The organism is Pantoea phytobeneficialis (assembly GCF_009728735.1).
GTDB classification, from domain to species: domain Bacteria; phylum Pseudomonadota; class Gammaproteobacteria; order Enterobacterales; family Enterobacteriaceae; genus Pantoea; species Pantoea phytobeneficialis.
In genome coordinates this window covers 3,859,275-3,877,908 of sequence record NZ_CP024636.1, presented here as the reverse complement: position 1 = coordinate 3,877,908, position 18,634 = coordinate 3,859,275, and the positions used below count along the sequence as shown (strand labels likewise).

General features: G+C 53.2%; 18 protein-coding genes. 12 read left to right on the top strand and 6 right to left on the bottom strand.

Features of this window, described 5'->3' with window-relative positions; all coding sequences use genetic code 11:
- The first annotated feature begins 41 nt into the window (after positions 1–41).
- Positions 42–791: an esterase gene (gene yjfP / locus CTZ24_RS17935; RefSeq protein ID WP_208724258.1), complete on the top strand. Its 750-nt coding sequence runs from the start codon at positions 42–44 to the stop codon at positions 789–791.
- Between the two features lie 49 nt (positions 792–840).
- Here yjfP and CTZ24_RS17930 read toward each other — a convergent pair whose 3' ends face one another.
- Positions 841–1,047, bottom strand: a complete 207-nt coding sequence (locus tag CTZ24_RS17930; protein ID WP_021183563.1) for a hypothetical protein — start codon at positions 1,045–1,047, stop codon at positions 841–843.
- 388 nt (positions 1,048–1,435) lie between these two features.
- Here CTZ24_RS17930 and rpsF point away from each other — a divergent pair, with 388 nt between their 5' ends.
- From rpsF to rplI, 4 genes are read left to right on the top strand one after another with little or no spacing between them, the layout of a single operon-like run.
- The gene (gene rpsF, locus CTZ24_RS17925) at positions 1,436–1,831 is read left to right on the top strand and encodes a 30S ribosomal protein S6 (protein WP_013510684.1); all 396 of its coding nucleotides are present in this window, start codon (positions 1,436–1,438) and stop codon (positions 1,829–1,831) included.
- Positions 1,832–1,879: 48 nt separating this feature from the next.
- The gene (gene priB / locus CTZ24_RS17920) at positions 1,880–2,155 is read left to right on the top strand and encodes a primosomal replication protein N (RefSeq protein ID WP_051337944.1); all 276 of its coding nucleotides are present in this window, start codon (positions 1,880–1,882) and stop codon (positions 2,153–2,155) included.
- 4 nt (positions 2,156–2,159) lie between these two features.
- Complete coding sequence (gene rpsR / locus CTZ24_RS17915) at positions 2,160–2,387, top strand: 30S ribosomal protein S18 (RefSeq protein WP_000135199.1); 228 nt, start codon at positions 2,160–2,162, stop codon at positions 2,385–2,387.
- Positions 2,388–2,425: 38 nt separating this feature from the next.
- The gene (gene rplI, locus CTZ24_RS17910) at positions 2,426–2,875 is read left to right on the top strand and encodes a 50S ribosomal protein L9 (RefSeq protein WP_021183561.1); all 450 of its coding nucleotides are present in this window, start codon (positions 2,426–2,428) and stop codon (positions 2,873–2,875) included.
- Between the two features lie 46 nt (positions 2,876–2,921).
- Here the strand turns inward: rplI and CTZ24_RS17905 are convergent, their stop codons facing one another.
- Positions 2,922–3,566 carry an OapA family protein gene (locus CTZ24_RS17905; RefSeq protein WP_302474898.1) on the bottom strand — a complete coding sequence of 215 codons (645 nt, stop codon included), beginning with the start codon at positions 3,564–3,566 and terminating at the stop codon, positions 2,922–2,924.
- 216 nt (positions 3,567–3,782) lie between these two features.
- On the opposite strand from CTZ24_RS17905, the gene bamJ reads away from it, so the two are divergent.
- Entirely contained in the window at positions 3,783–4,403 is a 621-nt protein-coding gene (gene bamJ, locus CTZ24_RS17900) for a BamJ family beta-barrel-assembly machinery protein (protein ID WP_021183558.1), read from the top strand.
- Between the two features lie 37 nt (positions 4,404–4,440).
- On the opposite strand, the gene CTZ24_RS17895 is transcribed toward bamJ, so the two are convergent.
- Complete coding sequence (locus CTZ24_RS17895; RefSeq protein ID WP_437180262.1) at positions 4,441–6,387, bottom strand: bifunctional 2',3'-cyclic-nucleotide 2'-phosphodiesterase/3'-nucleotidase; 1,947 nt, start codon at positions 6,385–6,387, stop codon at positions 4,441–4,443.
- Positions 6,388–6,671: 284 nt separating this feature from the next.
- Here CTZ24_RS17895 and cysQ point away from each other — a divergent pair, with 284 nt between their 5' ends.
- Entirely contained in the window at positions 6,672–7,418 is a 747-nt protein-coding gene (gene cysQ, locus CTZ24_RS17890) for a 3'(2'),5'-bisphosphate nucleotidase CysQ (RefSeq protein WP_021183556.1), read from the top strand.
- A gap of 105 nt (positions 7,419–7,523) precedes the next feature.
- Here cysQ and CTZ24_RS17885 read toward each other — a convergent pair whose 3' ends face one another.
- Positions 7,524–8,078 carry a YtfJ family protein gene (locus tag CTZ24_RS17885; RefSeq protein WP_021183555.1) on the bottom strand — a complete coding sequence of 185 codons (555 nt, stop codon included), beginning with the start codon at positions 8,076–8,078 and terminating at the stop codon, positions 7,524–7,526.
- 318 nt (positions 8,079–8,396) lie between these two features.
- Between CTZ24_RS17885 and CTZ24_RS17880 the strand changes: the two genes are divergently transcribed.
- Entirely contained in the window at positions 8,397–8,603 is a 207-nt protein-coding gene (locus tag CTZ24_RS17880) for a DUF1107 domain-containing protein (RefSeq protein ID WP_208724257.1), read from the top strand.
- Positions 8,604–8,649: 46 nt separating this feature from the next.
- Here CTZ24_RS17880 and paeA read toward each other — a convergent pair whose 3' ends face one another.
- Positions 8,650–9,993 (bottom strand): polyamine export protein PaeA, encoded by a 1,344-nt coding sequence (gene paeA / locus CTZ24_RS17875; RefSeq protein WP_021183553.1) that lies wholly within the window; start codon positions 9,991–9,993, stop codon positions 8,650–8,652.
- Positions 9,994–10,444: 451 nt separating this feature from the next.
- Here paeA and tamA point away from each other — a divergent pair, with 451 nt between their 5' ends.
- The 4 genes from tamA to CTZ24_RS17855 all read left to right on the top strand — a co-directional run bounded on the left by tamA (position 10,445) and on the right by CTZ24_RS17855 (position 17,933).
- The gene (tamA, locus tag CTZ24_RS17870) at positions 10,445–12,184 is read left to right on the top strand and encodes an autotransporter assembly complex protein TamA (RefSeq protein ID WP_437180261.1); all 1,740 of its coding nucleotides are present in this window, start codon (positions 10,445–10,447) and stop codon (positions 12,182–12,184) included.
- Entirely contained in the window at positions 12,181–15,951 is a 3,771-nt protein-coding gene (gene tamB / locus CTZ24_RS17865; RefSeq protein ID WP_208724256.1) for an autotransporter assembly complex protein TamB, read from the top strand. Before tamA ends, tamB begins: the two co-directional genes overlap by 4 nt.
- A gap of 2 nt (positions 15,952–15,953) precedes the next feature.
- Entirely contained in the window at positions 15,954–16,310 is a 357-nt protein-coding gene (locus CTZ24_RS17860; protein WP_036625570.1) for a gamma-glutamylcyclotransferase family protein, read from the top strand.
- A gap of 141 nt (positions 16,311–16,451) precedes the next feature.
- On the top strand, positions 16,452–17,933 hold the full coding sequence (locus CTZ24_RS17855) for a glucosyltransferase domain-containing protein (RefSeq protein ID WP_208724255.1): 1,482 nt from the start codon (positions 16,452–16,454) through the stop codon (positions 17,931–17,933).
- 71 nt (positions 17,934–18,004) lie between these two features.
- Here CTZ24_RS17855 and ppa read toward each other — a convergent pair whose 3' ends face one another.
- Positions 18,005–18,535 (bottom strand): inorganic diphosphatase, encoded by a 531-nt coding sequence (ppa, locus tag CTZ24_RS17850; RefSeq protein WP_021183548.1) that lies wholly within the window; start codon positions 18,533–18,535, stop codon positions 18,005–18,007.
- Between the last annotated feature and the right edge of the window lie 99 nt (positions 18,536–18,634).

Here is an 18,634-nt window from a genome sequence, read left to right as displayed (position 1 = left end):
TTACACTTGAGCAGGTGATAATCATTCTCAACGGAGGCGACATGATTGAACTGGCGACGGAAACACTGGCAGGAATCCAGTGTATCCATGCGGCACCCGCGGGACAGCGGCAGGCGCGTTTACCGACCGTGCTGTTTTATCATGGCTTCACCTCGTCGAAAGAGGTGTACAGCTACTTTGCGGTTGCCCTGGCACAGGCGGGGTTTCGTGTGGTGATGCCGGATGCGGATATGCATGGTGCGCGTTATAACGGCGATACCGAAACCCGCATGACGCATTTTTGGGAGATTCTCAGACAAAACATCGACGAAGTGCCGCTATTGGAAGCGGCACTGCGGGAAAAAGACTGGATTGCGGAAGAACGCTTTGCTGTGGCGGGGGCGTCGATGGGCGGGATGACGGCGCTGGGGGCAATGGCACGTTATCCGCAGATCCACAGCGTCGCCTGTATGATGGGGTCGTGCTACTTTATGCAACTGAGCCATATGCTGTTTCCACCGCTGGTGGCGCGCACGCCGGAGCAAAAAGAAACTTTTGCCGCACGTCTGGCACCGCTGGCCCCTTATGATCCCAGCCAGCACCTCGAAAAACTGGCGAACCGACCTCTGTTGTTATGGCATGGCGAAGCTGATGAAGTGGTGCCGTTTGCCGAAACGGTGCGGCTGGAGAAGGCATTACGTGAAGCGCAACTCGACGGCAAGTTAACCTTTCTGTCGGAGAAGCAGATTGGGCACAAAATCACCCCTTCAGCGTTGTGCGCGCTGGTGAGTTTTTTCAAACATCATCTGTGAAATGAATTCGGGCTGGCAATCCACCGCCAGCCCGTTACGACACACCGGACTACAATTGAGACGATAACCGTTCAGCCGCGCTGCTATTGGCGCCGGTGTGGTTATCACTGGGTGCGCCCAGCCGGTTGACGTAGACAGGGCCTGATGCCGCTTGGCTGCTGTTGCTTCGCATCTGCTGCGCATAATCAGTAGTGCTGGCAACCGCGGGAGTAGACAGGAAGAGACCCAGTAAAGCAGCGATAACGAAAGTTTTCATAATCGACTCCTCACTACAGGGAATTCACTCTCAGACGCCGACGACAAGCCGAACCGTTGCGCCCATAAATAGTTTAGTTCTTCACCAAATTGCTGCCAGCCAGGCCTGTTGAACCTGTTGTTCAGCCTTTTTGTCGTCACACCGCTTAACCCACTGAATTGTCATCGTTAGCACAAAATGACGCCTTACCTGGCACGTAGCACGCCATTTGATGAATTGTCCGCTTGAGTTTAGCGGGCAACGTCAGTATGATTACGCGTCAATTTTTCAGCTGCATTCAGAGGTGTGTTTCATTTATCGGATGAATCACAACCTATAACGTTCCTTGCTTCCGTGGGCCGCAGCTGACCCTGACAGGAGGCTGAATAATCCGTAAGGAGCAATTTCGATGCGTCATTACGAAATCGTATTTATGGTCCATCCTGACCAGAGCGAACAGGTTCCGGGCATGATCGAGCGTTACACTGGTGCTATCACTGGTGCTCAGGGCACGATCCACCGTCTGGAAGACTGGGGCCGCCGTCAGCTGGCTTACCCGATCAACAAACTGCACAAAGCACACTACGTTCTGCTGAACGTAGAAGCGCCGCAGGAAGTGATTGACGAGCTGGAAACTAACTTCCGCTTCAACGACGCCGTTATCCGCAGCATGGTTATGCGCGTTAAGCACGCGGTAACTGAAGCATCTCCGATGGTTAAAGCGAAAGACGAGCGTCGTGAACGCCGTGAAGATTTCGCTAACGAAGCGGCAGATGACTCAGATGCTGGGGATTCTGAAGAGTAATCCAACGTGACGACCAATCGACTGCGCCTCTCTGGCACTGTGTGCAAGATGCCGGTTCGAAAAGTCAGTCCGTCAGGAATTCCTCACTGCCAGTTCGTGCTTGAGCACCGTTCCATGCAGGAGGAAGCCGGGTTTCACCGGCAAGCCTGGTGTCAGATGCCGGTGATTATCAGCGGCAGCGCCCATCAGGCGATTACTCAACATATAACGGTCGGCACGCAACTCATTCTCGAAGGTTTTATTAGCTGCCATCAGGCACGCAACGGCCAGAGTAGAATTGTGTTACATGCCGAGCAGATTGAATTGATAGATTCTGGAGACTAGCCAAATGGCACGTTATTTCCGTCGTCGCAAATTCTGCCGCTTTACTGCGGAAGGCGTTCAAGAGATCGATTACAAAGATATCGCTACGCTGAAAAACTACATCACCGAAAGCGGTAAGATCGTACCGAGCCGTATCACCGGTACTCGCGCTAAATACCAGCGTCAGCTGGCTCGTGCTATCAAGCGCGCGCGTTACCTGTCCCTGCTGCCGTACACTGATCGTCATCAGTAATCGGCCGCCGTCAACCACGACTTTAAGAGGATAAGGTAATGCAAGTTATTCTGCTTGATAAAGTAGTAAACCTGGGTAACCTGGGTGACCTGGTAAACGTTGCAGCGGGTTACGCACGTAACTTCCTGTTCCCGCAGCAGAAAGCGGTACCAGCTACCAAGAAAAATCTGGAGCAATTCGAAGCTCGTCGCGCTGAACTGGAAGCCAAACTGGCTGAAGTTCTGGCAGCTGCTAACGCGCGCGCTGAGAAAATCAATGCTCTGGGCAGCGTTACCGTTGCGTCTAAAGCAGGCGACGAAGGTAAACTGTTCGGTTCCATCGGTACTCGCGACATCGCTGACGCTGTAACTGCAGCTGGCGTTGAAGTGTCTAAGAGCGAAGTTCGTCTGCCGAACGGCGTTCTGCGCACCGTTGGTGAGCACGAAGTTGACTTCCAGGTTCACGGCGATGTGTTCGCGAAACTGGTTGTGAATGTAGTTGCTGAGTAATTTTACTCGGTAATGCGGAAAAGCCGGCCTTGTGCCGGCTTTTTTGTTATTGCGCGCGGATAAAGCTGCCGTCTGGCTGACGGGTAAACAGCACCGGTCCGTTGCCGCTGTCCACGGTTAATCCTGTCACCACACCCTGGGCATTCTGACGAATTTTCACCTGCTGACCACTTTGCAACGCACTTAGCGGTTGATCGTTGCCTTCCACTCGTGCCATCGCAAACACATCATTCACCGGTAAATTGTTATCGCGAAACAGCTGCGCCAGCGTCTGGCCAGAGGCAACGGTATAGGTGTGCCACTCACCCTGTGAATCAGCGGCTGGTGTGCTCTTGTTGTCATAAATCTCCGCCTGCATCGGTACCTCTTTGGGTGCGCTTTCGCTGACCGGGCGTTCCACCGGATACTGCGGCGTGCTGCTGGGCCACAGAAAGGCTAACAGGATAACCAGCAGCGCAATCACGATACCGCGCCGGTGCAGCGCGGGCAGGGGATCCATCCAGCGAACATTGTCCAGCAGATGCCAGACGCGGTGCAGACCGCCAACAAAGCGGGAAGGGGTAGCTGAAGCCATTCGTGAAACCTCCTCACTGGCGGCCTGGCGTTTACCTTGCGGCAGCCAACGTTGCAACCAGGGTAAAAAAGTACGCGATGCGCGCGTCCTGCGACGTCGTGGGGCGATCTGGCCCATGTATTCTCTCTTATCTCGACGGAGGAAAGGCTCATCCTCTCCTCTAGTGTAGTATGGGCAATGTGGGCACGAAGTGCCTGCCAGCATTGAAAAATTTGACGTCTGTATTGTTTCTCTTTCCCTGAGAAATGTCATCTGTGATGCGCGAGATTTTACGCCAGCGGCCTGCGCTGTTATGCTGCCGTTTCTATTTTTCTCCGGGATTAAGGAAACAAGATGACAACCCCTTCATTCGACAGCGTCGAAGCACAAGCAAGTTACGGTATCGGTTTACAGGTAGGCCAGCAGCTGCTGGAGTCCGGACTGCAAGGTTTGCAGCCGGAAGCGCTGCTCGCGGGCCTGCGCGACGCGCTGGAAGGGAATTCACCGGCAGTTCCGGTTGATGTGGTTCACCGCGCCCTGCGCGAAGTACACGAGCGTGCTGAAGGCGTGCGTCGTGAGCGCGTACAGGCGATGGCGGCAGAAGGTCAGAAGTTCCTTGAGCAGAACGCACAGCGTGAAGGCGTAAGCAGCACCGAATCAGGTCTGCAATTCAGCGTGATCAAACAGGGTGATGGGGCTATCCCGTCTCGTCAGGACCGCGTGCGTGTGCACTACACCGGTAAACTGATTGACGGCACCGTGTTTGATAGCTCTGTGGCGCGTGGCGAACCGGCAGAATTCCCGGTAAGCGGCGTGATTGCCGGCTGGATTGAGGCTCTGACCCTGATGCCGGTTGGTTCCAAATGGGAACTGGTTATCCCTCATAACATTGCCTACGGTGAGCGTGGCGCGGGTGCCTCCATCCCGCCGTTCAGCACCCTGATCTTTGAAGTAGAGCTGCTGGAAATCCTGTAAGGCTCAGGCAGGGCGGCGATTTGCCGCCCGCCATCCCTCACTGCTGTTGTAAATTTACCTGCCAAATCGCAAAACCAATCTCGTCACTTCCTACCGCTTTCATCGGATAATCCGCGTGTTGCTGGATAAAGCCAGTAGCTTTCGCGCCAGGTGCGGTTTCGAAACGGATATCTAACGGCGTAGAGGTATGAATCGCTGCCAGACGCCAGTTATGATCCGCCTGCGGTTTAACCTCGCCATGCGCTTTGGTTTCGCTGCTGATATAAGCCGCTACCACCGAGCGGTTCTCATCGGGCGAAGCAAACGCCACAAACTTATCTCCTGTCCCCGCAAATTTGCCGCCGTAAGCGCGATAGTTATTGGTTGCCACCAGGAATGTCATGCCGGGATCAATGGGTTTGCCCTGCCAGGTGAGATCCTTAATACGTGAGGCATCTTTATTGATCAGCTGACATTCGTTGTCGTAGCGCGCCGGTTGGGTGACATCAATCTGATACTGCACGCCGTCAATGACATCAAAGTTATAGGTGCGGAAGTCCCAGTTGATCAGCGATTGTGGTTGAGTGCTGTGTGGATCGATCTGGTTAAACTGCCCGGCAGAACACTCCAGCCACTCCTTCACCTGCTCCCCGCTGACCTTCATTACCACCAGGGTGTTGGGATAGAGATAGAGGTCTGCGGCATTGCGGAAGGTTAGATTGCCTTTCTCCACTTCCACGTAGCTGGTCGGATCGTTTTTGCGACCACCCGCTTTGAATGGGGCCGCCGCACTCAGTACCGGCAAGCGGCTGAGATCGGGATCGCCCTGAACAAAATGTTCAACATAGGCACGCTGGGCGTTATTGACGATCTGCACTGTAGGATCGTCCTGTACCAGCGAGAGATAGCTGTACATCACATCAGCGGATTTGCCGATCGGTTTGGCGACAAAGGCGCGCGTAGCACGATGATCCTGTGCCAGTACTTTCACCAACCCGACGTCTTCAGCAGCCAGTGATTTTTTGGTCACACTATCATAAATCGGACGCGCCTCGGCTTTGCCCTGCTTCACCTGCCAGTGACCGCCGGCGTTATCCAACACCAGATCGACTACACCGAGGTGATCGCCCCACATGCCAGGCATCACGGCGGGCACGCCATTCAGCGTCCCCTGTGCAATGTCTGCGCCTTTAATAGCGGCAAAATCTTTACTCGGGAACACCGCATGCGCATGCCCAAACATGATGGCATCAATGCCTGGAACCTGGCTGAGGTAGTAAACCGAGTTTTCCGCCAGGGCGTGATACGGCTCACTGCTTAAACCGGAATGTGGGATAGCGATGATTATTTCAGCACCTTTTGTACGCATTTCCGGCACATAACGCTTCGCTGTTTCCGTGATGTCATCAACGCGAACTTTTCCCTGTAGATTGTTGCGATCCCAGATCATAATCTGCGGCGGAACGAAGCCGATGTAACCGATTTTTAACTTTTGTGGCTTCCCGTCGCGGTCAGTGACGGTCGTTTCTTTAATAAGATAAGGGGTAAACAGCGGTTTTCCGCTTTTCAGGTCAATAATGTTGGCGTTCACATAAGGAAAACGCGCGCCCGCCAGCGCTTTTTTCAAATAAGGCAGGCCATAATTAAATTCGTGGTTGCCGAGATTACCAACGCTGTAATCCAGCGTATTAAGCGCTTTGTACACCGGATGGACTTCGCCGGGTTTCAACCCTTTCGCTGCCATGTAATCACCGAGCGGGCTGCCCTGAATGATGTCGCCATTGTCCACCAGCACGCTATTTTTGACTTGCGAACGCGCCTGATGAATCAGCGTGGCGGTAAGTACCAGGCCAAACTTTTCTGTTGGGGTGTCTTTGTAATAGTCAAAGTCCATCATATTGCTGTGCAGATCGGTGGTTTCCAGAATGCGCAAATCCACCGTTGCGGCCTGTGCCAGAGCGGCTGAAAGGCCGAATGTCAGTAACGCCATGCTCACTTTGAACATGTTGCCTCCTTGTTGCTGTCCAATTGGCCTCTCAAAATAATGTAAAAAGGTGACAAATTGTCAGATGAAAACGTGATGTGCTTCAGGGTTTTGCCATGTGGCTGTACCGATGCCACAGAGCATCAGGTCACAGATGACGGCATGCGTTGAACTATGATATTGATATTAAAATAGATTGCGCTCGCCCCGGCGTGTGCCTCGGGTAACACGGGTCGCCTGCTAAAATGGATACAGGTTTACCGTTGGCAGCGAGTAAGCAGAATCAGCAGAAAAAGAGGTGAAGTATGTTAGAGCAAATTTGCCAGCTGGCTCGTGAGGCGGGCGATGCGATTATGCAGGTTTACAACGGCGTACAGCCGATGGATATCGAACGCAAGGCTGACGACTCTCCGGTCACGGCAGCTGATCTCGCCGCGCATAAAGTCATTGTGAGCGGGCTGAATAGCCTGACGCCTGACGTACCGGTGTTGTCAGAGGAAGATCCACCAGGCTGGGAAATCCGTCAGCACTGGCAGCGTTACTGGCTGGTCGATCCGCTGGACGGTACCAAAGAGTTTATCAAGCGTAATGGTGAGTTCACGGTAAATATCGCCCTGATTGAAAAAGGAAAACCCGTGCTGGGTGTGGTGTATGCGCCCGCCATCGGCGTGCTTTATTCCGCTGCGGAAGGCAAAGCCTGGAAAGAAGAAGGGGGCAACAAAACCCAGGTGCATGTGCGCGATGCACGCCCGCCGCTGGTGGTGATCAGCCGTTCCCATTTTGATAAGGATGAGGAACTGAAAGAGTATTTGCAGCAGTTGGGTGAACATCAGACGACGGCCATCGGCTCATCACTAAAATTCTGCCTGGTAGCAGAGGGGAAGGCCCAACTCTACCCGCGCTTTGGACCAACTAACATTTGGGATACCGGTGCCGGACACGCCGTCGCGATCGCCGCAGGCGCGCATGTGCATGACTGGACCGGCAAAACCCTTGACTATGCTCCGCGTGAATCGTTCCTCAATCCTGGCTTTCGCGTGTCGCTGTTTTGATCCGCAAACCGTAACGTAACGGCGCGATAAATCGCGCCGTTGAAGGGCCAGGGCGCGCGATAAATCGCGCCGTTGAAAGGCCAGGGCACGCGATAAATCGCGCCGCTACTTCAGCAGTTGATGTAACAGCGTCATCACCTGCTGTACTTCTTGTTGCGTCAGTGCACCATCTTTGGCGAACTGCACATGCCCGCTCTTATCCAGCACCACCACCGCTGAACCGCCACTTTCCAGTTGCCAGGCTTTACGCGCGTTGCCGTTGCTATCGACGATAAATTGCGACCACGGATATTGCTGCTTATTACTTTCGATGCTGCTACGTACAAACATACCGGTGCCTGGAATGGCATCGTCAGTATTGACCACGGTGGTGGTCTGGTAGCGGTCATGTGGCAGACCGGCGGCTTTAATGGCTTCAACCAATGCCGCATTTTGTTCTTTAGCTGACGATCGCCCGGCAATATGCTGGATGACCCGCACTTTGCCGATGAGCTGCGCGCTATTCCACGGGCGATAACTAAATTTATCCTGCTGCCAGAGCAATTCTCCTTTGTCATTGATACCGACCGCAGGTACGCGCTCCCCCTGTTTGAACAGGTGTGCCGCAGCGAGATTAGGTAAAAGTAGCGCCAGTGCAAACACCAGATGTGGCAATCGCATGAAAGTTGCTCCTGAGTGATCAGACCAGTTGGTCATGTTCCTGCAATAATAAGCGTGGATGATGCGCCCTGTCGCGGCGAGTTCACAGCTTTGTAACCAACGCCACAATTCCTTAATGTCCGAAGGTTTATACTGGATTGTGTGACCGTGATAACAGAGTGTTCTGTAATGATGTGTCAATTCAGTAAAAAAATCATTTTTTCGGAACATCCGCAACGCAGGATGTTCTATAGTTTAGGCCTCATTTGCGCTTCATGGGCTCGTACCGATTTTGGCAACGGCGAAGCGTTTTACATCTGTACAGGAGTTAAGAACAGCATGAAGATCTTCCAGCGTTATAATCCGCTGCAAATTGCGAAATACGTAAAAACGCTATTTAAAGGAAGGTTGTACATCAAGGACGTTGGCGCATTCGAGTTCGATAAAGGGAAGGTGCTTATCCCGCGCGTCAAAGACGTGCAGCACTTAAGCGTGATGTCCGAAATCAATCGCCAGGTGCTGCGGCTACAAGCCGAGTACAATTAAGCAGAAGAAAGGGCGCCGATGGCGCCCTGAATTTTTTATCGCGTGGTTACGATGAGGGATTTTCAGCATCAGCGGCGGCGTTTTTCGCCACATTCAGCACCGGCGGGCGTTCATCAATACGCGTTACCAGCAACTGGTCGATGCGATAGCTGTCGATATCCACCACTTCAAACTTATAACCCGCAAACTTCACAAAATCAGTACGTTTCGGGATCTTGCGCAGCATATACATCATAAAGCCGCCGATGGTTTCATAGTTGCCCGACTGTGGGAACTCATCGATATGCAGCACGCGCATCACGTCATCAATCGGCGTACCGCCTTCCACCAGCCACGAATTCTCATCACGCGCCACAATCTGTTCTTCGAGCCCCTGACCGACCAGATCGCCCATCAGGGTGGTCATCACATCATTGAGCGTGATAATACCGACCACCAGCGCGTATTCGTTCATAATCACCGCAAAATCTTCACCGGCGGTTTTAAAACTTTCCAGTGCTTCGGATAACGTCAGCGTATCCGGCACAATCAACGCAGAGCGAATTTGCACGCCGCTGTTTAGCGTCATGCTTTGATTACCCAGTACGCGCAGCAGTAACTCTTTGGAATCGACATAACCGACAATATGGTCAATATCGCCATCGCAGACGAGGAATTTGGAGTGCGGGTGCTCGGCGATTTTCGCTTTCAGGCTGCTTTCGTCTTCGTGCAGATCAAACCAGACGATATTTTCACGCGACGTCATGGAAGAAGGCACGGTGCGGGACTCCAGCTCGAACACGTTCTCAATCAGCTCATGTTCCTGCTTACGCAACACCCCGGCCAGTGCACCGGCTTCCACCACGGCGTAGATGTCATCGGAGGTGATGTCGTCCTTACGCACCATCGGCAGGTTAAAAATACGGAAGAAGACGTTCGCGAGTCCGTTAAACAGCCATACCAACGGGCGGAACACCAGCAGGCAAAAGCGCATCGGATTGATGATACGCAGCGCAATGGCTTCCGGGGCGATCATGCCAACCCGTTTCGGGGTTAAATCGGCAAACAGAATGAACATGCTGGTGACGATGGTGAAGGAGCAAATAAAGCTCAGTTGATCGGCCAGCTCTGGCGAGACAAAACGGGTGAACAGCGAGTTAAAAGCGGGGGAGAAGGCCGCATCGCCGACGATACCACCGAGGATCGCCACCGCGTTCAGGCCAATCTGCACCACGGTAAAGAACATACCCGGCGTCTCCTGCATCTTCAGGACACGCTGAGCATTAATATTTCCTTCATCAGCCAGCAGTTTAAGCTTGATCTTGCGGGCAGCCGCCAGCGAGATTTCCGACAGAGAAAAAAAGGCACTGATAATAATCAGTAAAAGAATGACAAGTAAGCTATCGAGCATAAATGGTCCGTTGGGTTAATCACTTGTCATTTTTGGCCTGGGCAGCTCAGAAAGGGCGTACATCCGGTACTTACCAGTCAAACAGGGCTATCCGTGCCAAAAATGTCTGCGCCAATTCGACAAGTCAGTAAACGTCGGGGCAGAAATGAAAGCAGGCGATGCCTGCCGGACGGTGATTATAGCAGCAGCGCTCATCATGCCGCCAGCGGAGACGTAACAGCGCTTAAGATTAGTCTGAGTGCTTGTCAAGAACCCGCAGAAGCGCCGCTTCGTTGTTGTATCGCTCCGGTCATTTGCCGACAATAGACACGATTTGGCTTAATTGCCGTTTTTACGCAGCTGTTCGGGGAAAAGAGCGGCTATGCTGATGGGTATGCCTGCACGGGTTTTACCCGCGAAACAAAAAAATGCCCCTGCGGAATAGGGGCAGGCATTATTAACAGGAGTAAGCGTGCCACGATTTCATATTTATTGCATGGCCAGCCTGTTGCTGGTCGCACCTGCCCTTCATGCGGCCAAGGTGCGATTGCAGCTGGAAGGCTTATCCGGGGATTTAGAGAAAAACGTCAGGGCGCGCCTCTCCACCATTGGTAGCGACGAGGTTTCCAACGACGGTCGTTTCCGCGCGCGTGTTGCCGTAGCGGTTAAAGAGGGGCTACGCGCCCTGGGTTACTATGAGCCTCAGATTGATTTCGAATCGCGTCCGGCACCGCCGCAGGGGGGACGCCCGGTATTAATCGCGCGCGTCACGGCCGGAGAGCCTGTCAAGATTGGCGGCAGTACCATCGTGGTGGAAGGCGCCGCGAAAAACGATCCCGACTACAAAGCTTGGGTTAAGCAGGGCACCCCGAAGGTGGGTACTCAGCTCAATCATGGTGATTACGACAAATTTAAAAGCGGGTTCTCCAGCCTGGCGCTGCGTAATGGTTATTTCGACGGTGACTTTAAGCAGAGCCAGCTTGGCGTGTCAGTGGAGCGTCGTGAGGCGTTTTGGAACATCGACTATGACAGCGGCCCACGTTATCGCTTTGGTGATGTAACTTTTCAGGGATCGCAGATTAATGAAGCCTATCTGCGCAATCTGGTGCCGTTTAAAGAGGGCGATCCCTACAGCTCGCGCGATTTGGCAGAACTAAACCGCCGTCTCTCCGCCACGGGGTGGTTCAACTCGGTCGTGGTGGCACCCGAATTTGATAAAGGGCGACAAACCAAAGTGTTGCCGCTCAATGCCGTGGTTTCTCCGCGCACGGAAAACACCATCGAAACCGGTATCGGTTACTCCACCGATGTCGGGCCGCGTCTGAAAGGCACCTGGAAAAAGCCGTGGATTAATGACAGCGGTCATAGCCTGACCACCAGCGCCTATATTTCCGCGCCGGAACAGCAGCTCGATCTCAGCTATAAAGTCCCGCTGCTGAAAAGCCCGCTGGAACAATATTATACCTTCTCCGGTGGGGTAAAACGCACCGACCTGAACGATACCAAAGCTGACACCACCACGCTTGGCGTGTCACGTAACTGGGACAGCAGCAGCGGCTGGCAAAGAGCCGTCAACCTGCGCTGGAGTCTCGACCACTTTACCCAGGGTAGCGTCACCAACACCACCATGCTGCTGTATCCCGGCGTCAGCCTTAGCCGTACCCGTTCGCGTGGTGGCTTGATGCCAAACTGGGGCGATTCCCAGCGCTATTCAGCAGATGTGTCGGATACCACCTGGGGTTCAGATGTCGACTTCCTGATCTTACAGGCGCAAAACGTCTGGATCCGCACGCTGGGTGAGAAGAATCGCTTTGTGCTACGCGGCAATCTTGGCTGGATTGAGACCAACGATTTTGAAAAAGTCCCGCCCGACTTACGCTTCTTCGCCGGGGGTGACCGCAGCATTCGCGGTTACAAATATCAGGGAATTTCACCGCGCGATGACAACGGTAAGCTGACCGGCGCCTCGAAACTGGCGACCGGTTCTCTCGAATATCAATACAACGTGACCGGAAAATGGTGGGGAGCGGTGTTCATCGACTCCGGCGAAGCGGTGAACGACATCAAACAAAGCAACTTTAAAACTGGCGCGGGCTTTGGCGTGCGCTGGGCTTCTCCGGTCGGGCCAATCAAACTCGATATCGCTCGTCCGATTGGTGATGATGAGGAGCATGGATTGCAATTTTATATCGGACTGGGGCCTGAACTATGAAGCTGTGGAAAAAGGTCCTGATAGGTTTTGGTATTTTTCTGCTGCTGATTCTCGGCAGCGTGGCGTTTCTGATTGGCACCACACCGGGTTTGCATCTGTTGTTGAAAGGGGCCGATCGCTGGGTGCCGGGATTATCCATCAACAAAGTCGAAGGTGGCTGGCGCGATCTGACGCTCAGTGGCGTGAAGTATGAAATGCCGGGCGTCAGCGTGGATGCCGGACGCTTCCATCTGGCGCTCAACCTGAATTGTCTGCTGCACTCCTCGGTGTGTGTCGATGACATCGGATTGCAGGATGTCAGCGTGGTGGTGGATAGTAAGAAAATGGCACCGGCTAGTGCGCCTGCGCCGGAGCCGGAGAGCGGGACGACCAATCTCAGCACCCCCTATCCGATCACCCTCAGCAAAGTCGGCCTGCATAACATCAATGTCAAAGTGGATGACACGGCGATTTCGCTGCTGGATTTCACTACCGGCCTGCACTGGCAGGAGCGTGCGCTGACACTGACACCAACCCATATTGAAAGCCTGCTGATTGCGCTGCCTAAAGTAGCCAAAGTCGTCGATGAGCAGGTGGTGCAGCCGAAAGTTCAGCAACCGCAGCCGGAAGAGAAACCGCTGGGCGAGACGCTACAGGCGATGTTTGCTCAACCGCTACTGCCTGCGTTACCGGACTTTACACTGCCGCTGGATATCACCGTGCAGGAGCTGAGCGGTAAACAACTGCGACTGACCGGCGATACCGATGTCACCATCAACAGCCTGCTGCTGAAAGCCCAGACGAACGATCGCCATCTGCAACTGGAAACCTTCGATGTGGATTCCACCCAGGGGCAGGTCAACGCCAGCGGTGAGGCCACTCTGGCCGATAACTGGCCGGTCAATTTTGCGCTCAGCGGTGCGGTGAATCTTGACCCGATTAAAGGGGAGAAGATCAAACTGAACCTGAGCGGCGCGCTGCGTGATGAGTTAAAGCTGGCGCTTAATCTCTCTGGCCCGGTGCAGGCGCAGTTAGATGCTGCCGCCCAGCCTGCGGTGGTGGGGCTGCCGTTGTCACTGAAACTTACCAGCCCGCAACTGCGTTGGCCGCTGACCGGCCCGGTGCAGTATCAGGCGGATAAGCTGGATTATCAGTTTAAAGGCAAAGCCACCGATTACGTGATGTCATTGCGTACGGCGGTGAAAGGAGAAGGTGTCCCACCTGCTGACATCTCACTCGACGGCAAAGGCAATGTGCAGCAGTTCAACCTCGACAAGCTGCGGGTGGCGGCGTTGCAGGGCAATATCGACCTGACCGCGCTGGTGGACTGGAGCAAAGCGATCAGCTGGCACGGTGAACTGACGCTATCCGGCATCAACACCGCCAAACAATACCCGGAGTGGCCAGCGAAGCTGGATGGCAAAATCGCCACACGCGGTAGCCTGTACGGCGGCAGTTGGCAGCTGAGCGTGCCGCAGCTACAGCTGAAAGGGAATGTGAAAAATAATGCGGTCAGCGCCGATGGTTCTCTCACCGGCAACAGCTACAACCAGTGGAAAATCCCCGGAATCAATCTGGTGCTGGGGCGTAACCATGTTGATGTCAAAGGCGAGCTGGGTGATGCACTGAATCTGGACGCCGTCATTGATGCGCCGCACCTCGACAATGCGCTGCCAGGGTTGGGCGGTGTGGTGAAAGGCAACATCAAGGCACGAGGAACGCTACAGGCACCGCAAGTGCTGGCTGACCTTACCGCTACCGGCTTGCGCTGGCAGGCGCTGAGCATTGCGCGTGTTGCGTTGCAGGGGGACGTGAAATCCAGCGACCAGGTGGCGGGTAAACTGCAACTGCGCGTTGAGCAACTGAAGCAGGATACGCTGGCGATCAATCTGCTCACGCTCAATGCTGACGGCAACGAAAAGCAGCATCAGTTGAAACTGAACGTGCAGGGTGAGCCGGTTTCCGGTCAGCTGGCGCTCAACGGCAGCTTTGACCGCAAAACGCAGCACTGGCAGGGGACGTTGAACAATACCCGCTTCGACACCCCGGTAGGCGAGTGGCGTCTGACGCGGGCGATGGCGATTGATTATCTCAACAGCAAACAAACCGCGACTATCGGGCCACACTGCTGGCAAAACCCGAATGCGCAGGTATGCGTGCCGGAGCCGATTGAAGCGGGTGCCAGTGGTCACGCCCATGTGGTGCTGAGTCGTTTTGATTTAGCGATGATCAAACCTTTCCTGACCGATGAAACTAAGCTGACCGGCGTATTCAGCGGTGATGCACGCGTGAACTGGACGGCCGACGGCGCACTGCCGACCGGCACCGTTGCACTGAAGGGCAATGGCGTGAAAGTCGAACAGGATGTGCAGGGTAATACGTTGCCGATTGCTTTCGACACCCTGAACCTCAATGCCGCCATGCACAACGGTCGTGCCCAGCTCGACTGGCTAATTCGCATTGTGAATAACGGGCAGTTAAGTGGCGATGTGCAAATCGCTGACCCCGAGAAACGTCGTCAGCTATCGGGTAACGTCAACATCAGCAATATTTCGCTGGCAATGTTCAACCCGGCATTGATGCAGGGCGAGAAGATCAAGGGCAATCTCAACAGCGCCCTTCGGCTCGGCGGCAATCTGCAACAGCCGCAGGTGTTCGGCCAGTTGGCGTTGAGTGGCGTGGACGTTGAAGCCAGCTTTATGCCGGTTGACCTCACCGAAGCTAACCTCAACATGGTATTTAACGGGATGAGTTCGACCCTCAATGGCTTGATCCAGACCGCCCAAGGCAATATCAACCTTAACGGCAATGCTGACTGGAGCCAGCTCGATAACTGGCGTGCGCGCATTGCCGCGCAGGGCAGCCGGGTACGCGTCACCGTACCGCCAATGGTGCGTATGGATGTGTCGCCAGACCTGGTGTTTGAAGCGACGCCAGCGGCTTTCAATCTTGATGGCCGGGTGGATATTCCCTGGGCGCGCATCACCGTGCAGGAAGTGCCGGAAAGTGCAACTGGCGTGTCGTCGGACGAAGTGATGCTGGACCAGAATCTGAAACCGATTCAGCCGAAAACCAACGCCATCCCGATCAACAGCAATCTGGTTATCCACGTCGGAAACGATGTGCGTTTGTCAGCCTTCGGCCTGAAAGCGAAGCTGAATGGCGACCTGAAGCTGGTGCAGGATAAAACCGGTCTTGGACTGAACGGCCAGATTAATATCCCGGACGGTCGTTTTCGTGCTTACGGTCAGGATCTGATTGTACGCAAAGGCGAGTTGCAATTCGCCGGACCGCCTGATCAGCCCTATCTGAACCTCGAAGCTATCCGCAACCCGGAATCGACTGAGGATGATGTCACCGCCGGGATTCGCGTAACCGGGTTAGCCGATGAACCTAAAGTTGAAATCTTCTCCGACCCGGCGATGTCGCAGCAGGAGGCGCTTTCTTATCTGTTGCGTGGTCAGGGACTCGATGCCAACGGCGACAGCAATGCACTAACTTCTGCGTTAATTGGCCTGGGGGTTGCACAAAGTGGGCAGGTTATGGGTAAAATCGGGGAGACATTTGGCGTCAGTAACCTTGCGCTTGATACCACCGGTGTTGGCGACAGCCAGCAGGTGCAGGTAAGTGGTTATGTGTTGCCGGGTCTGCAAGTAAAATACGGTGTTGGCATATTTGATTCACTGGCGACCTTAACCTTGCGTTATCGCCTGATGCCCAAACTCTATTTGGAAGCCGTGTCTGGCGTTGATCAGGCACTGGATTTGCTCTATCAGTTTGAGTTTTAGCAATGCGAATAATTGTCTACGGCAGTTTACGGCGCAAACAAGGAAACAGTCACTGGATGACGAATGCGCAATGGCTTGGTGACCATCAGATTGAAGGGTTTGAACTCTACAATCTGGGTCACTACCCGGGCGTGGTTGAAGGGGAGGGAAGCGTCTATTGCGAAGTCTATCGCATCGACGCCAGCACCCTGGGCGAGCTGGATGCTTTGCGCACCAGGAATGGCGAATATAAACGCCAATTGATCCAGACGCCTTATGGCAGCGCCTGGCTTTACGTTTATCAGCGCTCAATCAAAGGACTTACTCGTATCCCGAGCGGTGACTGGTTGCAGCGCGAGGATCTGCCAAAGGATGAGTAACCTGAAGGGTTAACAGTTATTAAAAAGGGTCATGTCGTACATGGCCCTTTTTTACAGTTCAGACCGGGGAGATAGACAAGCGATTGGTGTGGTGAGTCATCCCGTTCACAGGTTGGGACAAAAATATAAACGAGAAGGGAAATGAAAAAGTATTATAATAGTTATCTTGTTGCTGCTTTTCTTTATTGTCTGCCATTGCTTATCGCTAATATTTATTATATTGATGATAACGGGAGAGCGACGCTCGGGTATACTAATTGGGGAGGAGATGGCAGGCCACTGGCTGACATCATTATGAAAATGATGTTTCTGAGTAGTCATGTGGCGGATATATTCCCACTTCCATTAATCATTTCAATTGCGCTGCTGGCCTTCGTTTTCTCTCTTTATCATAAACAAAACTTCAGTTCTTTGCCGGGCTGGATTGGTGCATTAGCGACCCTGAGCTTTTTTGCAAACCCTTATCTTGCGGAAGTTTTCTCCTACCGTTTTGATGTATTGACACTAAGTTGTGCCCTGGCGCTAAGTTTAGCGTGGGTGCTTTTGCCACCTCTAAACAGAATCGTTCGTTTTGTTATTGGTATTGCAATCATTATCGCAATTTATAGCCTTTATCAGATTGCCGTCAATGTTGCGGTGATGATGGCCCTGGTGGTGACGTTCAGGCAAATAATAAATAATGATCGTCCTGCGGTTATCTTTATGTCTTTGCTGCAACGTGGTGTGGAAGTGCTGGTGGCATCGATAATTTATTTGAAGATTGTACTGCCATCGACATTCTCAGGCGATCACCCGGCTAATCACCCGAATATCGCAGGTAATCAGTTATGGCTGACCATCAATCATAACGTACAGGCTTACTGGGATTTCATTAATCAGACCTTCTATAAAGACGGTAAAGGAATGGCGGTGCTGGTTGCCATTCTTATTCTGGCCGTTATCTCCGCCGCAGTTATTGCACTGCGTTATATCAGAGCCGGGATGAAGCATTCACGCATAGCAATCGGTTTATTAGCACTGCTATTACCCCTGGTCGCGTTTGTGATGATTGCCGGTAACTTGTTGTTTCTGGAAAATGCGCTGCTCGTCCCGCGCGCTTTGCTTTCAATCAGTGGGTTTATGTTGTTTAGCGCCACGTTGATGGCATGGGCATTCCGAGGGAAAATGTGTTTTGTTTTCGCTGTTATGGCCGTGCCGTTGCTTTACGCCGTGACCAGTATTTATGTTTACGGTAACGCGATCAAACAGCAGGATAATATTAATCAGGGTGTCGTTTATCAGTTGAAAAATGATACCGCGACGCTCGCTGATCAAAACTTTTATATGCAGTTTGTTGGGACATCACCTCGTGCCCAGGTGTATAAAAATGCATTGAGAAACTATCCGGTTTTGGGTGTGCTGATTCCAGAGTATTTTGCCAACTGGTGGTTCCCTTTCCCGTATATGGCGCTGAAAGGTTATCAGGTGCTTAACCCGTTGAAAGACGACCTTACCGTGACGAATGAGAATCTGCACGAGGGATTGTGTCAGGGAGAACGCATTGCCCACCATCAGGATTATGATCTGTATAAGTATCAAAATCGCCTGACGGTCGACTTTACGTTGCAGGGTTGCCAGCGTTAGGCAGGACAGACGAAAAAAACAGGCCCGAAAATCGGGCCTGTTTACAGGATGTCTTCCGCTCGCTTTACAGATTATTTCTTCTGAGCGCGCTCGAAAGAGGAAATGATCTCAGCTTTGGCGGCTTCTGCGTTGTCCCAGCCGTCAACTTTCACCCATTTGCCTTTTTCCAGATCTTTGTAGTGCTCGAAGAAGTGGGTGATCTGCGCACGCAGCAGTTCCGGCAGGTCGTTCACATCTTTGATGTGATCGTACTCTTTGCTCAGTTTGGTGTGCGGAACCGCAACCAGTTTGGCATCTTCACCGGATTCGTCGGTCATTTTCAACACGCCAACCGGACGGCAACGGATAACGGAGCCCGGCTCCAGCGGATACGGGGTCGGCACCAGTACGTCAACCGGGTCACCATCCAGAGACAGGGTGTTGTTGATGTAACCGTAGTTGCACGGATAGAACATGGCGGTAGACATAAAACGGTCTACAAACAGGGCGCCAGACTCTTTGTCTACTTCATATTTGATCGGATCGGCATTGGCCGGGATCTCGATGATGACATAGATATCTTCTGGCAGATCTTTACCTGCGGGCACCTGGTTCAAACTCATCTGGCTTTCCTTCATTAGTCGTAAGTTGAGTGTCGGCTATTATAGCCAACTGACTCCGAAAGTATGCCCTCTTTTTGGCGTTTCGGAATGGTCCAGCCG

What these genes read in the sequence shown, in the direction of transcription:
- cysQ (WP_021183556.1), top strand. Translation starts at nt 6,672, where the DNA reads ATGTTAGAGCAAATTTGCCAGCTGGCTCGTGAGGCGGGCGATGCGATT.
- CTZ24_RS17860 (WP_036625570.1), top strand. Translation starts at nt 15,954, where the DNA reads ATGCGAATAATTGTCTACGGCAGTTTACGGCGCAAACAAGGAAACAGT.
- CTZ24_RS17880 (WP_208724257.1), top strand. Translation starts at nt 8,397, where the DNA reads ATGAAGATCTTCCAGCGTTATAATCCGCTGCAAATTGCGAAATACGTA.
- tamB (WP_208724256.1), top strand. Translation starts at nt 12,181, where the DNA reads ATGAAGCTGTGGAAAAAGGTCCTGATAGGTTTTGGTATTTTTCTGCTG.
- rpsR (WP_000135199.1), top strand. Translation starts at nt 2,160, where the DNA reads ATGGCACGTTATTTCCGTCGTCGCAAATTCTGCCGCTTTACTGCGGAA.
- rpsF (WP_013510684.1), top strand. Translation starts at nt 1,436, where the DNA reads ATGCGTCATTACGAAATCGTATTTATGGTCCATCCTGACCAGAGCGAA.
- yjfP (WP_208724258.1), top strand. Translation starts at nt 42, where the DNA reads ATGATTGAACTGGCGACGGAAACACTGGCAGGAATCCAGTGTATCCAT.
- bamJ (WP_021183558.1), top strand. Translation starts at nt 3,783, where the DNA reads ATGACAACCCCTTCATTCGACAGCGTCGAAGCACAAGCAAGTTACGGT.
- rplI (WP_021183561.1), top strand. Translation starts at nt 2,426, where the DNA reads ATGCAAGTTATTCTGCTTGATAAAGTAGTAAACCTGGGTAACCTGGGT.
- CTZ24_RS17905 (WP_302474898.1), bottom strand. Translation starts at nt 3,566, where the DNA reads ATGGGCCAGATCGCCCCACGACGTCGCAGGACGCGCGCATCGCGTACT.
- CTZ24_RS17895 (WP_437180262.1), bottom strand. Translation starts at nt 6,387, where the DNA reads ATGTTCAAAGTGAGCATGGCGTTACTGACATTCGGCCTTTCAGCCGCT.
- CTZ24_RS17930 (WP_021183563.1), bottom strand. Translation starts at nt 1,047, where the DNA reads ATGAAAACTTTCGTTATCGCTGCTTTACTGGGTCTCTTCCTGTCTACT.
- CTZ24_RS17855 (WP_208724255.1), top strand. Translation starts at nt 16,452, where the DNA reads ATGAAAAAGTATTATAATAGTTATCTTGTTGCTGCTTTTCTTTATTGT.
- priB (WP_051337944.1), top strand. Translation starts at nt 1,880, where the DNA reads ATGCCGGTTCGAAAAGTCAGTCCGTCAGGAATTCCTCACTGCCAGTTC.
- paeA (WP_021183553.1), bottom strand. Translation starts at nt 9,993, where the DNA reads ATGCTCGATAGCTTACTTGTCATTCTTTTACTGATTATTATCAGTGCC.
- ppa (WP_021183548.1), bottom strand. Translation starts at nt 18,535, where the DNA reads ATGAGTTTGAACCAGGTGCCCGCAGGTAAAGATCTGCCAGAAGATATC.
- CTZ24_RS17885 (WP_021183555.1), bottom strand. Translation starts at nt 8,078, where the DNA reads ATGCGATTGCCACATCTGGTGTTTGCACTGGCGCTACTTTTACCTAAT.